This is a genomic window from Imperialibacter sp. (assembly GCF_040222385.1).
Classification (GTDB): domain Bacteria; phylum Bacteroidota; class Bacteroidia; order Cytophagales; family Cyclobacteriaceae; genus Imperialibacter.
Genome location: NZ_JAVKDF010000037.1, coordinates 17852 through 33168 on the forward strand (window position 1 = coordinate 17852; position 15317 = coordinate 33168).

The window sequence follows — 15317 nt, forward strand, 5'->3', positions numbered from 1 at the left end:
ATTTCCAGTATGAACCCTTGATCCCAAATTATTCTCTTTAACTTTACGTTATTACAATACACTAAAAAATAATATTATGAACACAATTTTTGCCTTTGGGATGCCTGGTGGCTGGGAGTTGATAGTTATAGTGTTCATCGTCCTGATTTTCTTCGGAGCTAAGAAGATTCCTGAACTTGCGAGAGGCCTTGGAAAGGGAATTCGTGAATTTAAAGATGCGACAAAGGAGATCAAAGATGAGATTCAAGAAGGAGTAAAGGAAGTAAAGGAAGATAAGCCTAAGTCTTGAAAACATATAGATCGCTAGCCGAGATTCAGAAGGCGATAGCATCTGGAAACATCACCTGCAAGCAGCTGGTAGAGCAGTACTTGCAGGTAATCAACGAAAAAAGTCACCTCAACGTCTTTCTTGAAGTTTTTGCTGAAGAAGCAATAGCCAAAGCAGATGTCGTCGATGAAAAAATCCGTGCCGGAAGGCAGGGGCGCCTGGCAGGTATGGTTATCAGCCTCAAGGACGTGCTGTGTTATAAGGGGCATAGGCTCCAGGCAGGTAGCCGTATCCTTGAAGGGTTTGTTTCGCAGTTTACCGGCACGGCTGTGCAGCGGTTGCTCGATGAAGATGCCATTGTCATCGGCAGAACCAACTGTGACGAGTTTGCTATGGGTTCTTCCTCGGAAAACTCCGCATATGGCCCGGTTGTGAATGCTGCCGGCGAAAAGCGGGTGCCTGGAGGTTCTTCAGGAGGTTCGGCTGTTTCTGTGCAGTCCGACATGTGCCTGCTTTCCCTTGGCACCGATACAGGGGGCTCGGTAAGGCAGCCTGCGTCGTTTTGTGGTATTGTCGGCTACAAGCCCACCTATTCCAGAATTTCCAGATACGGACTTTTGGCGTACGCCAGTTCTTTTGATACCATCGGTACTTTTGCCCATACCATTGAAGATACAGCACTTACGCTGGAAATAATGGCTGGCCACGATGACTATGACAGCACAGTCTCGCATGAATCGGTACTGCCCTATTCCACGCTGCTTTCCAACAACAAAAAATACAAAATAGCCTATTTAAAAGAGCCACTGGCCTCGCCGGAAATAAGTGCACCTGTAAAAGGTGCTGTGGAGGACGCTATCACCTGGCTGAAGAAGGATGGTCACACAGTTGAGCCTGTCGAATTCAATTATCTCGACTATGTGTTACCTACTTATTACATCCTTACCACGGCCGAAGCAAGCTCCAACCTTTCCAGGTACGACGGCGTAAAATATGGCTATCGGAGCAAATCGCATGTGAACCTCGAGACGATGTATAAGAAATCGAGGTCAGAGGCTTTTGGCAAAGAAGTACAGCGAAGAATTTTATTAGGTACCTTTGTACTAAGCGCCAGTTATTACGATGCCTTTTATACCAAAGCGTTGAAGGCACGAAAATTGATTCAACAAGCAACTAGAGATATACTTAAGGAGTACGATTTTATTATTTTACCTACATCCCCGACTGTTGCATTCAAATTGGGTGAGCATACCAAAAATCCATTGGAAATGTACCTCGCCGACCTCTTCACTGTGCAGGCATCGGTAGCTGGAGTGCCGGCTATTTCAATTCCGTATGATGAAGACAATGAGGGAATGCCCATTGGCTTGCAACTGATCGCTGACGCTTTTCAAGAGGAAAAGCTTTTGGCGTTTTCCCGGCACATTCTTAATGCCAGGAACAAGGGATAAAAAAATTTGTATGAAAAAGCTATTGACCATTGTTTGTGGACTTTCTATCAGTCTGTCGGCTCACGCCCGGCAGGGGGATGTCGAATTTGGAGTAGTTGAGGCAGATACACTGTCTCTGGATGTGGTCGACACAAGAACTATTCTTCCCTACGACTATTCTCCTGACTTCACCTACGAAATGGTGGAAGAAAGGCTTGCTGGCCTAAATTCAGGAGTGCCAATTCAGTTGAATGAAAGAGTTTTTTCGTTCATCGATTATTTCACTGTTCGCAACCGTGATTACATCAGATCGGTGCAGCAAAGGGCGGAAGTATATTTCCCCATTTTTGAGAAATACCTGAAGGAATACGACCTGCCAGAAGAGCTTAAATACCTTTCTATAGTAGAATCTGGACTGCGAACCAACGCCATTTCCAGGGTGGGTGCTGGTGGCTTGTGGCAATTTATGCCAGCTACGGGGCGTTTTTACAAACTGCACCAGGACTGGTACATCGACGAACGAATGGATCCAGAGAAAGCCACAGAGGCGGCTTGCAAGTATTTGAAGCAGTTGTACGGGATGTTTGGAGATTGGGATTTGGCACTTGCTGCATACAACTCCGGCCCAGGAAACGTAAGAAAGGCCATTAGACGGTCGGGCTATAAGAAGACGTTTTGGGAGGTGTACCGCTATCTGCCAAGAGAAACACGTTCGTATGTGCCTCAGTTCGTCGCCATTCTCTATACAATGAACTTCAATGAGTTTCATAACCTGTATCCGGATGAAAAGGAATACATGATGGCTTATGACACTGTCATGATCAACCAGTATTTGCACATTGAAACTTTTGCTAACCTCACAGGTTTGTGCACCGATGATATTCTTAAGCTGAATCCACATTTGATCAGGGGAGTTATTCCAGAGACGGTCAGCAACTATCCGTTGAGAGTCCCATCCGATAAAATGGATTTTGTCTATGAAAACATGGACTTCTTGCTTGATTCGGCCGGTAAAGTTGGAAAAGAGCACTTGGAAAAACTGGCGCAGAATATGCCTGGCAGCACTTATGGAAGAGAAAATGTCAGGTACCGTGTGCAATCTGGTGACGTGTTGGGCACTATTGCACAGCGTTACCACGTTAGAGTTTCTGACTTGAGGGAGTGGAACAGGATTTCAGGGAATATGATCAGGGTAGGACAAACCCTCAATATTTGGGTGCTGCCCAATTATCAGTCGAAGCCCAACCTGTATACGCCATCTTCTACAATCGCCAAAGTGCCTACGCAATCGACAGTTATATCGGCATCGGTCGGTGCTGACGGGTCAAAGTACCACATGGTGCAATCGGGCGATACCTTGTGGGATATCTCAAAGAAGTATGGTAACGTGTCTATTGAAAAAATTAAACAGCTCAATAATTTGAGTTCTAGTAAAATACATGTTGGGCAAAAACTACTGATTGAGTAGCCCAGGGTAGCGACGAAAAGTTTATAATTGTTAATTTAGAGGGCCGCAAGGCCCTTACGAATTTTAATAGAATATCTCATGACTCGAATAGTTCAATTTATATTCGCTTGTTTCATGTTTTCTGTGCTGCTGTCTTCCTGTGGCTCAAAGGACAAATCAGATAACGGCAACTCTCTTCTACAGGTAGCTCGTGGCGATGCTGCGGAAATCATTCTGGTGATGGATAGTGCCCAGTGGAACGGGCCTTTGGGAACGGAGATGAGGCGAACCTTTGAGTTGATTATTCCGGGGTTGAATAGAGAGGAACCACTTTTTGATCTAAAGCAGGTAGCGCCAAAATCGCTAAATGGGGTGCTAAAGAGCGCTAAGAACATGATTTTTGTCACCACGCTTAATAATAATACGAGGGCAGGAAAGATCATGAAGGGTTATTACACTGCTGAATCGCTGTCAAAAATAAACGAGGATCCGAACCTGTTCTATTTTACGAGGAAAGACAATTATGCCCGGGGCCAGGAAATACTCTACCTGTTCGGAAAAGACGATGAATCGTTGATCCGCAAGCTTAGGGAAAATGGCGACATTTTGAGGCAGTACTTTGAGGAGGTAGAGAATAAAAGGCTGCAAGCCGACCTTTTCAAGATTCAGGAGAAGGATTTGGCAGACGTGCTTTATGATCGCCATAACTTTAAACTCAAAATCCCTTATGGTTACGAGCTAGCGCAAGATAAGGGAAACTTCGTTTGGCTGAGGGCGCTGGATTTAGAAGTGGACAAGACGATCTTCGTTTACTATGAGCCTTACACTAACCAGGAAGTGTTCAAAGATATTACTGCGTTAAGATCGAGAATTACTGAAAAGTATTTGCGTGACATTGAGAAAGACGATATCTACATTACCTATCAGGATGTACTGCCCTTTATTACCAAAGACATCAATTTTAAAGGGAGCTACGCCGTGGAGACCAGGGGCCTTTGGAAGACAAGTGATTCAACCAATGGAGGGCCTTTTATCAGCTATACTTTCGTCGACGAGGCACTGAATAGGCTCTATTATATCGAAGGGTATGTGTATGCACCTTCTAAGGATAGAAAAAGGGACTTTATCAATGAATTTCAGGCGATATTGCAGTCTTTTCAACCTGCCCAATCAGAGGCATCTGCTGCTGGTCGTTAATTGTTTATGTAGACAGCCCCTATTAGCTTTGCTTTTTACCCATTAACCTGACACCTAACTTTTATGGCAATTAAAATTCGCAAGGAAGACGCCCTTGAATACCATTCTTCCAGCCCCGCCGGAAAAATTGAAATACGTCCAACAAAGATGATGAGCAGCCAGGTTGACCTGGCTCTGGCCTACTCTCCCGGAGTGGCAGAACCGTGCAAAGAGATAGCGAAAAACAAAGAAGATGTGTATAAGTACACCGCCAAAGGCAACCTCGTAGGGGTTATCTCCAACGGAACGGCTGTGCTTGGACTCGGCAATATTGGCCCGGAGGCTTCAAAGCCAGTGATGGAGGGCAAAGGGGTGTTGTTCAAGAAATTTGCGGGCATTGATGTTTTTGATATTGAAGTGGACGAAGAAGACCCTGACAAGTTTATTCAAATTGTGAAGGCGCTGGAGCCGACTTTTGGCGGCATCAACCTTGAAGACATAAAGGCTCCTGAAAGCTTCAAAATTGAGAGGGTACTGCGGGAACAAATGAAAATTCCTGTGATGCACGATGATCAGCATGGCACAGCCATTATCTCAAGTGCAGCCTTGCTGAATGCGCTGCTTGTGGTGGGTAAAAAGATTGAGGATTTGAAAATAGTTGTCAACGGAGCTGGTGGAGCCGCTATGGCTTGCACAGATCTATATGTTGGACTGGGGGCGAGTAAGAAAAATATAGTGATGCTCGACAGCAAGGGTGTGCTCAGGAAAGACAAAATCGACCCAGAGTCAATGAAAGCCAGGTACGCTACTGACAAGAAAATAGACACCTTGGATGAAGCGATTGTTGGGGCTGACATGTTTTTGGGTCTTTCCACAGCCGATGTATTTACGCCAGACATGTTGAGGAAAATGGCTGATAAGCCTATTGTTTTCGCTTTGGCTAACCCCGATCCGGAGATCCCTTACCAACTGGCCATGGACACCAGGAACGACATTGTGATGGCCACCGGTCGCTCCGATCACCCCAATCAGGTAAATAATGTATTGGGCTTCCCCTACATTTTCAGAGGGGCGCTGGATGTAAGAGCAACTGCCATCAACGAAGAAATGAAACTGGCAGCGGTAAAAGCACTGGCTGAGCTGACAAAAGAGGCTGTGCCTGAAATGGTTATCAAAGCCTACGGCAATAAACCGATCACCTTCGGAAGCGAATACCTGATTCCAAAACCGCTGGATCCAAGGCTCATCACTACTATTTCGCCGGCGGTTGCAAAGGCCGCCATAGACTCAGGTGTGGCGAGAGTGAAAATTGACGACTGGGAGGCCTACAAAGTAGAGCTACAGAGCCGCATAGGTATTGACAACCGTTTGATGGCCAGGGTGATTGCAAGGGCACGGCGAGCACCCAAGCGGGTGGTATTTGCGGAGGCTGATCATCCTAAGATACTGAAGGCAGCCCAAATGGTGATTGATGAGGGAATCGGCTACCCTATTTTGCTGGGAAACAAGGCCAGAATAGAAGCCCTGGTTTTGGAGAACAAACTCGACCTGCGTGACACGCCCATCATTGACCCTTATCATGAAGCCGACACGAGGCACGAGTATGCGGCCATGCTTTTTGAAAAAAGAAAGCGCAAAGGTATCACCATGGTCAATGCCAGGCAGTTGATGTACGACCGCAATTACTACGGTGCTATGATGGTTGAAACCGGGGCTGCGGACGCACTCATCTCAGGCCTTACGAACGATTACCCAAAGACCATCCTTCCGGCACTTCACATCCTGGGTGTGGAGGAAGGGATTAACCGGGTGGCAGGCATGTACATAATCAGCAATGCCAAAGGCACTTATTTCTTTGCTGACACTACGGTGAATCTTAACCCTACCGCTGAGGAGCTGGTTGAAATTGTTGGTCTGGCGGCGAGGGCAGTGAAGTATTTTGACTACGAGCCCAAAGTGGCCGTTCTTTCATATTCTAATTTTGGATCGTCGAGAGGTGGTGTGCCTGAAAAAACCAGGAAGGCAGTTGAGTTGGCGAAGAAAAAATACCCGGACCTTATCATCGATGGGGAGCTTCAGGCCAATGTGGCGTTGAATGCAGAACTGCTCAGCGAGGTGTATCCTTTCTCTTCATTGAATGGGCACTCGGCAAACACACTTATTTTCCCAGACCTGGCATCAGGTAATATTGCCTATAAGCTGTTGATGGAGTTGGGTGGAGCAGAGGCAATAGGGCCGATTCTGGTAGGTATGAACAAAGCCGTTCATGTATTGCAGGTGGGCAGCTCTATCAGGGAGATATTTAATATGGTGGCTATTGCGGTCATAGATGCCCAGTCGCAAAGCGCAAAAGCCCAACAATAGGATGATAACATACCTTAAAGGCAAGTACATCGAAAAGGAGCCGAATCACACAGTGATGGAGGTTAACGGCATTGGCTATGAGGTTAGAATCTCATTGAACACCTTTAGCCAGATCAAGAACCTGGACAGCGGCATCTTACAAACTCACCTTCAGGTAAAGGAAGACGCCCATATTCTATTTGGGTTCGCCGAAATGCAGGAAAAGCAACGGTTTCTGGATTTGATCTCTATCAACGGCGTGGGGCCAGGCACGGCTTTAATGATTCTGTCCTCCCTTACTCCGTCCGAAATTCACGAGGCGATTGTGAGTGAGGACGTGAATTTGATCCAGAGAGTGAAGGGTGTTGGGGCCAAGACTGCACAACGCATAATCCTGGAACTCAAAGACAAACTCAAGAAGGAGGACGTCTTTGAAAAATCTCCATCCGGCACCGGCGTACGAAGCAATAGTTTGCGAAATGAAGCGTTATCAGCTTTGCTGGTTTTAGGTTTTCCTAAAGCACAGGCAGAGAAAAATATCGATCTGATCATCAAAGAAAAGGGTGGGGGAGTTACTTTAGAAGAGTTGATCAGGTTGGCCTTAAAAAATTCCAGATAGAGTTTTACCATTTTGACGTTTGAGGAGGAGATTTTTAAATACTACTCTAGTACTCTTGTGTATTTCGCTTGTGCTCAGCGCTTTACTTGCTAATGCTGAGCGCTCTTTTTTTATATTGGAGGATGCCGATAAGTATTTTCTTTTCAAACAGGACACCATACCAGACTCACTCAAAGGCCCCTACCAACCCTCAAAGGCTCCTACGTTCGAACCTGTTGACAGGTTTGGAGATCCTTTTTCCAACAGAATAAGTCCTTCCCCTCTCCAGCTAAAAAATCCTGCAAGCCTCACACTCGATGCGGAAATTGATACGTCGATGAATTACACCATCTATGAAAGGATAGGTGATGTGAATTATCGACCAACCACCACCATGACCTTCGAGGAGTTCAGCAAATGGAAGGAAGAAGAAATGCTGCGGGAGTATTGGAGGAGCCGATCAAGGGGCCTCGATGGCGAAAGTGCTGTGAGCGGCAGGAGGCTTATACCTAAGCTGTATACCAGCCCTCTGATTGACCGGATTTTTGGTGGCAGCTATGTCGACATTCAGCCTAATGGGTTCGTAACGTTGGATTTTGGGGGCAGGTGGCAGAGGATAGATAATCCGCAAATACCAATCAGACAGCAAAGAAACGGTGGCTTTGAATTTAATCAGCAGATAAGCCTTAACCTGGTGGGTAAAGTAGGTGATAAGCTGGCGATCACAGCCAACTTCGACAACAACAACTCTTTCGATTTCCAGAATAACCTGAAGATGGAGTATACCGGGTATGAGGAGGATATCATCAAGAAGATTGAGGTGGGTAACGTGAGCATGCCCATCAGCAACAGCCTTATTTCCGGTGGGCAAAGCTTATTTGGTGTGAAGACGCAATTGCAGTTTGGAAAGTTGTTTGTGACCAGTGTTGTTTCCCGCCAGCAAGGTCGTAATGATGTGATCACCCTTGAGAGTGGATTTCAAGGACGGGAATTTGAGGTACGAGGTTCAGACTATGATGATAACAGGCACTTTTTTCTAGGCCATTTTTTTAGAGACAACTATGAAAAATGGCTTGGCAGCTTGCCTCAGGTAATATCGGGAGTAAATGTGACCAGGGTTGAAATTTACGTACTGAAAAGAAACGGAGATACCCAAACGCTGAGGAGTTTGCTGGCCTTTCAGGATCTTGGTGAGAGTGATAAGGTCTACAGGAAAGACAACCCATTGATTGGTACTCCACGTGCAGGTTACCCAGCAAGTAACGACGCCAATGGACTATTTGAATCTCTAAAAAAAGACCCCTCAATAAGGGATGCCAATCAAGTAGACGGTATTCTGGAGTCAGGATACAACTTCCAGAACTCTGTTGACTATGTGAAAATTACCTCGGCCAGAAGACTTGATGAGAAAGAATTTGTACTGAACAAACAGCTTGGTTACATCTCCCTCCTAAGAAAGCTGACAAATGACGAAGTGCTGGCAGTAGCCTATGAATATACCTACAACGGTCGAACCTTTAAGGTAGGTGAGTTGATGGAAGACTATCAGAACTTGTCGGAAAGTGAGCTGTTGCTATTGAAAATGCTCCGCCCGAATAAGATCAACACATCGACTCCAACCTGGGACTTGATGATGAAAAACATCTACAACCTGAACGCCAGCCAGGTCGATAGGGAGGGATTTACGCTGAGAATCCATTATCGTGATGACTTGACGGGCATCGACAACCCAAGTTTGCATGAGGGAGCCCTTACGAAAGACCAGCCGCTTATCCACCTTCTCAAGCTTGACCAGCTCAACCCCAACAACGATCCGCAACGGGACGGCAACTTCGACTACATCGAAGGAGTTACCATCGACTCGAGGAACGGAACCATTATCTTTCCTGTGCTTGAGCCATTTGGAAAAACCCTAAAAACTTACTTCGACAAGGACAACGAGCAAAACCTCATCCAGAAGTATGCTTACGACACCCTTTACCGAACAACAAAAGCTGATGCTGAGCAGGTGTCGTCCAAGAACAAATTTTTCATTTTGGGTAAGTTTCAGGCAGGGGCATCCAATGAAATCGTGTTGCCGGGCATCAGTATTTCACCCAATTCTGTGGTCGTCACTGCTGGCAACACGCTGTTGACCGAAGGCCTGGACTACACGGTTGACTATAACCTGGGAAGGGTAAGAATCATTAACGAAGGGATCCTGAACTCCGGGAAGCAGATCAATATTTCATACGAAAAAGCCGATGTTTTTAACTTTCAAACCAGGTGGCTTACAGGAACACGCTTTGATTACAAGCTCACTGAGAATCTAAACCTTGGCGCCACGTGGCTCCACCTGAATGAACGTCCCGGAGGCATTACAAGGTACAGTGTGGGTAACGAGCCAACAAAAAACTCGCTGTACGGCTTCGATTTGAACTGGAGCAAGGAGTCGAGGTTCCTGACCAAAATGGTCGATGCACTCCCTTTCGTAGATACAAAGGAACCCTCCCGAATTACCTTCACTGGCGAGGTCGCTCAAATCAATCCAGGCACATCGAATGAGGTAGGAGGCGAGGGCACATCTTACATCGACGACTTTGAGTCGGCGGTAACACCCTACAACATGGGCAATTTTCAAGCCTGGAAGCTTGGGGCGACTCCGCAAACACCCGGGAACCGGTTTGACTTAAGCAACCAAACGGCTGACAAGCTTGGCTCCGCTTTCAAAAGAGCAAAAATTGCGTGGTACGTTATAGACAACGTTTTTTATCGAAACGGAGGGCCGAACTCTCCCCCTAACATTACAGAGAAAGACAAGGACAACCACTACGTTGCCGGCATTATCCCTCAGGAAATCTACTCTCAGAGAAGCCGGAATATAGTTAACACCAATGAGCCGATATTTGACATCGCCTATTTCCCTTCGGAAAGAGGACAATACAATTACAACCCCGATCTGGATACCGATGGCTTGCTTAAAAACCCGGAATCAAACTGGGGAGGCATTACCAGAGCGATTACGTCAGACGTTGACTTTGATAAGACTAACGTCGAATATATTGAATTCTGGATGCTGGATCCATTTATCGACGACAATGACGGACGAGGTAAGGTGCTCGACGGCTTGTTCAACCAGGCTAACACTACCGGCGGCGAATTGATCTTCAACTTAGGTAGTGTCTCAGAAGATATAATCAAAGATGGTTTGCATGGGTTTGAGAACGGGCTGCCTGCCGATGGCGGAGTCAACAAGGTGACGACTACAGAATGGGGAAAAGTAACACAGCAACAGTATCTCACTGACTATTTCGACAACGAGGCATACGCAAGACCTAACCAGGATGTTGGTCTTGATGGCCTTAAAAATAGCGAAGAAGCCAGTTTTTTTAACGACCGCTTTTTAAGCCAACTACAAGTTTCGGGTACTGCAAGAAATAAGATTCTTGAAGACCCTTCAGGTGATAATTTTCAGTACTACTTAGGTGCCGAGCAGGATGCCCGTGACGCAAAGATTCTGGAACGTTACAAAAACTACAATGGCATGGATGGTAACACGCCTATTCAGACTGCCAGTGGTGAGAACTTTACCCCTTTGGGTAGCAACCTTCCAGAGAATGAGGACTTGAACAAGGACAACACTATCAATGAGTTGGAGGAGTATTACGAATACAAAATCCCACTTAAAAAGGGACAGCTCGAAGTAGGCAAAGGATATATTGTTGATAGGGTAGTGGGGGGTGAAGGTGGCGAACGCACCTGGTATCTCTTCAGGATTCCTGTTCGGAACCCTAGTAGAATCCAGGGCGATATCTCAGGGTTTAAAAGTATCAAATACATGAGGATGTATTTGACGGGCTGGCGGCAGCCTGTCGTACTGAGAATGTCCAAATTTCAGCTGGTAGGAAGCCAGTGGCGGAAGTTCACCGAGAGCCTTTATGACAGAAGCTATAACGAGGTTCCTGAGCAGTACTCTTCAGATTTTACGATTTCGGTAGTGAGCATTGAGGAAAATAGCAAAGCCAGCGAGGGAAAGTCGCCCTACACTTTGCCTCCAGGAATCAATCGTGACAGAGACAACACCACCGTTATTCAGCGTGAGAACAATGAACAATCGATTCAGGTTTGTGTCGATAACCTGGAAGACAGAGATGCCAGGGCTATATTTAAGAACGTCAATTTTGACCTGATCAATTATGGTAAAATCAAAATGTTCCTGCACGCCGAGGGGGACGGGCTTAACGATGATGACGTTTCCGGCTTCATTAGGTTTGGGACGGATTTTGACCAGAATTACTATGAGATTGAGGTGCCTTTGAAGGTAACACCTTCCAATGTTGAAGGCTCGTCAGGCGAAGCACTACAGCGACTTGTTTGGCCTGCCGAAAATGAGATCGATATTGAATTCAACCAGCTCTATGCAGTCAAATCAGCCCGAAACCGGGCGAAATTCAATGTAGAACTGCCCTATACGGAGCAGGTTGGGAACTACAAAGTAACAATTGTTGGGAGGCCGGATATGAGTTCCGTGCTTACCATGATGATAGGTGTGAAAAACCCGGAGTCACCCGACCAGCAGCCTAAATCAGTCTGTATTTGGGCCAACGAGTTGAGGGTAACTGACTTTGACAACACCAAAGGGTGGGCAGCCAACACCAGATTGAATGCACAACTGGCTGATTTTGCCACCGTTTCCGGTTCAGCCAGGATCACCACTGTAGGCTTTGGAGGAATCCAGCAACGTATTTCGGAAAGAACAAGGGAAGAGACCATTAGCTATGATGTTTCAGCCAATGTGAACGTGGATAAGTTGCTACCAGGCAACACGGGCATCAAAATCCCTATGTTTGCCAGTTACGAAAATACCGTGGCTACGCCCAAATGGGATCCGCTCGATCCGGACATACCTTTGGAAGCCTCACTTCTAAGCATTGACACCCAGGAAGGGCAGGAAAATTACAGGCAAATAGTGGTGGAACAAGCGACACGACGAAGCTTGAATTTCACAAATGTGAGAAAGGAAAGGGTAAACCCGGACGCCAGACAGGATTTTTATGATGTTGAAAATTTCTCGGTTAATTACTCCTATAGCGATGTGATGAGCAGCAACGTGAATACCGAGAGTTATTTATTGAAGAACTATAGAGGAGGAGTTGGGTACAACTATTCGACGCAGGGGCTGGTGCTGGAGCCATTCAAGAACTCGGAGGCTTTGAAAAGTCCCTACCTGAAATTCATAAAGGACATTAATGTATCACCATTGCCTAACAATATTTCCATCAGGGGAGATTTAGACAGAAGGTTTGCCAGAACTCAGCTTAGAAATGCCAACTTAACCACTGTAGGCCTCGATCCATTTTATGAGAAGTATTTTACTTTCAGCAGAATGTACAGCGTTCGGTGGAGCGTCTTTAAAAGCCTGACCCTTGATTATAATGCCAAGGCAAGAGCTATTATTGATGAGCCCGAAGGTGATATAAGCACGCAGGCTGCGAAAGATTCCATCTGGACCAATTTAAAAAACCTTGGCCGGATGAAGAACTTTGACCAAAATGCCAGCGCCAACTACAGGCTGCCCTTCGATAAGTTTCCTGTCACCGACTGGGTAAGTGCCGATTTGCGTTATGCCGTTGGCTATACATGGACGGCGGGGTCTGTCACCCAGGCCGATACGCTGGGTAACCTGATCCAAAATACAAGGGAAAGGGCTCTGAATGGAAAGGTTGACCTGGTAGGTCTTTATAATAAAGTCCCTTATTTCAAGACGATAAATGCCCCACCTAGACGCCGGCCGACAGGACCTGCTCCCAAAGGGCCCCGGACAAAAGTTGATACAACTGAAGCAAAAAAGTCCGAGAATAAAGCTTTTAAAGGGCTTTTGAGACTGTTGATGTCGGTCAGGTCAATCAACGGTACGTACAGCATAAGGGAAGGCACCATGCTGCCAGGCTTCAGGCCAAGGGCTTACTTATTTGGCCTGGACAGCGGCTTTAATGCACCAGGTACTGACTTCATTTTCGGCAGCCAGGATCCCTCCATCAGATACAGGGCGGCGGAAAACGGCTGGATCGCCAAGAGCACATCGCTTTCGGCACCTTTTACTCAGAACAATACGACAGATTTGCAGCTAAGAGCTAATATTGAGCCATTCACAGATCTCAAAATTCAGCTTGACGCAAAGAAGACTGTGACAGGTAATTTTCAGGAAATATACCGATACGACGATGAATTGGAGAGCTTCCGTTCGCTGACACCATCCCGATCGGGCAGTTACAATATTTCTATTTTAACTATTAACACAGCCTTTATAAAAGATGACACCGCCAATATTTCGTCTGTTTTCAAGCAGTTCGAGAACAATAGGGCCATTATAAAAAGCAGACTCGACGCTTCAAATAGTGCCGGAGAGTATGCGCTCAATTCTCAGGATGTGTTGATCCCTGCGTTTTTAGCTGCATATACAGGTCATTCTGCCAACGACGCTTCGTTGTCACCGTTCCCGAGGATTCCAATACCTAACTGGCGGGTGGATTATGCCGGTCTGTCACGCATACCCAAGCTTGCGCAGGTTTTTTCATCCATCAATCTTACCCATGCCTACACCTCAAGTTTGAGTATCAACAACTTTAGTAATACACTCGCTTATACTGACTCCCTATCACCACTCAATGCCGATAATTTTGACCTTACCAACCAGATAGAGAATTACCCAATGGCTTCTCTGAATGGTGAAAACGGTTTGATTCCTATTTATGTGCTTGGCCAGGTGTTGGTGTCCGAGCGGTTTGCTCCTTTTCTTGGCATCAATATCAGAACCAAGTCGAGAGTAACGGCCAGGATAGAGTACAAGAAAGAGCGGAATCTTGCACTCAACCTCTCCAACAGCCAGGTGACGGAGCTCAAAAGCAACGACGTAACGCTGGATTATGGCGTCACCAAGTCGGATTATGAACTGCCATTTAAGGTACAGGGGAGAACTGTGACGCTTAAAAACGACATTACTTTCAGAGTGGCAGTTACTGTTAGAGATACGAAGACATTGCAAAGAAAAATTGATGATGAGCCGACGATAACGGCGGGAAATATTAATTATCAGGTACGACCAACCGTAAGCTATATGCTTAATGATCAGCTCAATCTTCAGTTCTACTTTGAAAGAAACCTTAACCAGCCAAGAATTTCGAGCTCCTTTAAGAGAGTGACAACTGCCTTTGGCGTGCAGCTCAGATTTAGTTTGGCACAATAACTTTTCACTTAAAACAGAAGAGTGTACTTTTGCTCACTTTAAAATAAAAGAGATATCCATGAACATTCCCGAGAATTTGCTTTATACCAAAGACCACGAGTGGGTTAAAGTTGACGGAGATATAGCCACAGTTGGCGTCACTGATTTCGCTCAAAGCGAACTTGGCGATATAGTGTACGTCGAAATAGAAAAAGAAGGAGAAGAGGTAGCCATTGCCGAAGTATTTGGCACTGTTGAGGCTGTAAAAACTGTTTCAGACCTTTTTATGCCATTGAGTGGAGAAGTGACAGAGGTAAATGCTGCCTTGGAAGCGCAGCCGGAGCTTGTAAACAGCGATCCGTATGGCGAGGGCTGGATGATCAAAGTAAAAGTTTCGAATATTTCGGAGAAAGAAGAGCTTTTGTCAGCGGCTGCTTATAAAGAGCTTATCGGGCAGTAAGGTGTTAAGACTCTTTCAAAGCCTTAAGTATATATGGGTGGCTTTGATCCTCTACCTGACCTTAAGCCAGGGCGGGGGTAGTGGGTGGTTTGAGTTTCTTAAATACCCAGGGGTTGATAAGATTGGCCATTTTGGCCTGTTCTTTGTCTGGTCCCTGCTTTTTTTTCCGGAACTTGTTATGCCGGAGACATTGTTGATAAATGAAAAGCCCCTAAGGTTTTGGATTGTTGCAACTAATTCCTTAGTTTTAGGGATACTGATTGAGATTGCTCAAAGCTTTATTCCATACAGGAGTTCAGAATGGCTTGACTTGCTTGCGGATGTTTTGGGCTCGGTGACTGCTTTGCTGGCAGTAAATTTTGTGCGGCGAAAGAAATCTAATTTGAATTAA

General features: G+C 45.9%; 9 protein-coding genes. All 9 read left to right on the forward strand.

The window, feature by feature from the left end:
- The first annotated feature begins 76 nt into the window (after nucleotides 1-76).
- The 9 genes from RIG68_RS19000 to RIG68_RS19040 all read left to right on the forward strand — a co-directional run bounded on the left by RIG68_RS19000 (nucleotide 77) and on the right by RIG68_RS19040 (nucleotide 15317).
- The gene (locus RIG68_RS19000; RefSeq protein WP_152001014.1) at nucleotides 77-289 is read left to right on the forward strand and encodes a Sec-independent protein translocase subunit TatA/TatB; all 213 of its coding nucleotides are present in this window, start codon (nucleotides 77-79) and stop codon (nucleotides 287-289) included.
- Nucleotides 286-1719 carry an Asp-tRNA(Asn)/Glu-tRNA(Gln) amidotransferase subunit GatA gene (gatA, locus tag RIG68_RS19005; protein WP_350125826.1) on the forward strand — a complete coding sequence of 478 codons (1434 nt, stop codon included), beginning with the start codon at nucleotides 286-288 and terminating at the stop codon, nucleotides 1717-1719. The genes RIG68_RS19000 and gatA overlap by 4 nt, the downstream gene beginning before the upstream one ends.
- A 10-nt stretch (nucleotides 1720-1729) precedes the next feature.
- A complete protein-coding gene (locus RIG68_RS19010) occupies nucleotides 1730-3166 on the forward strand; it encodes a lytic transglycosylase domain-containing protein (protein ID WP_350125829.1) in 1437 nt (478 codons plus the stop codon).
- Between the two features lie 78 nt (nucleotides 3167-3244).
- The gene (locus tag RIG68_RS19015) at nucleotides 3245-4342 is read left to right on the forward strand and encodes a DUF4837 family protein (RefSeq protein ID WP_350125832.1); all 1098 of its coding nucleotides are present in this window, start codon (nucleotides 3245-3247) and stop codon (nucleotides 4340-4342) included.
- A gap of 63 nt (nucleotides 4343-4405) precedes the next feature.
- A complete protein-coding gene (locus RIG68_RS19020; RefSeq protein WP_350125835.1) occupies nucleotides 4406-6685 on the forward strand; it encodes an NADP-dependent malic enzyme in 2280 nt (759 codons plus the stop codon).
- Nucleotide 6686: 1 nt separating this feature from the next.
- Nucleotides 6687-7283, forward strand: a complete 597-nt coding sequence (ruvA, locus tag RIG68_RS19025) for a Holliday junction branch migration protein RuvA (RefSeq protein WP_339814832.1) — start codon at nucleotides 6687-6689, stop codon at nucleotides 7281-7283.
- A gap of 55 nt (nucleotides 7284-7338) precedes the next feature.
- Nucleotides 7339-14487, forward strand: coding sequence for a T9SS outer membrane translocon Sov/SprA (gene sov, locus RIG68_RS19030; RefSeq protein ID WP_350125838.1), 7149 nt, complete (start codon nucleotides 7339-7341; stop codon nucleotides 14485-14487).
- Nucleotides 14488-14545: 58 nt separating this feature from the next.
- Nucleotides 14546-14926, forward strand: a complete 381-nt coding sequence (gene gcvH, locus RIG68_RS19035; RefSeq protein ID WP_152000108.1) for a glycine cleavage system protein GcvH — start codon at nucleotides 14546-14548, stop codon at nucleotides 14924-14926.
- 1 nt (nucleotide 14927) lies between these two features.
- Nucleotides 14928-15317 carry a VanZ family protein gene (locus RIG68_RS19040; protein WP_350125841.1) on the forward strand — a complete coding sequence of 130 codons (390 nt, stop codon included), beginning with the start codon at nucleotides 14928-14930 and terminating at the stop codon, nucleotides 15315-15317.

Coding starts and splice junctions, on each gene's coding strand:
- RIG68_RS19000 (WP_152001014.1), top strand. CDS start 77: ATGAACACAATTTTTGCCTTTGGGATGCCTGGTGGCTGGGAGTTGATA.
- RIG68_RS19010 (WP_350125829.1), top strand. CDS start 1,730: ATGAAAAAGCTATTGACCATTGTTTGTGGACTTTCTATCAGTCTGTCG.
- RIG68_RS19015 (WP_350125832.1), top strand. CDS start 3,245: ATGACTCGAATAGTTCAATTTATATTCGCTTGTTTCATGTTTTCTGTG.
- RIG68_RS19020 (WP_350125835.1), top strand. CDS start 4,406: ATGGCAATTAAAATTCGCAAGGAAGACGCCCTTGAATACCATTCTTCC.
- ruvA (WP_339814832.1), top strand. CDS start 6,687: ATGATAACATACCTTAAAGGCAAGTACATCGAAAAGGAGCCGAATCAC.
- gcvH (WP_152000108.1), top strand. CDS start 14,546: ATGAACATTCCCGAGAATTTGCTTTATACCAAAGACCACGAGTGGGTT.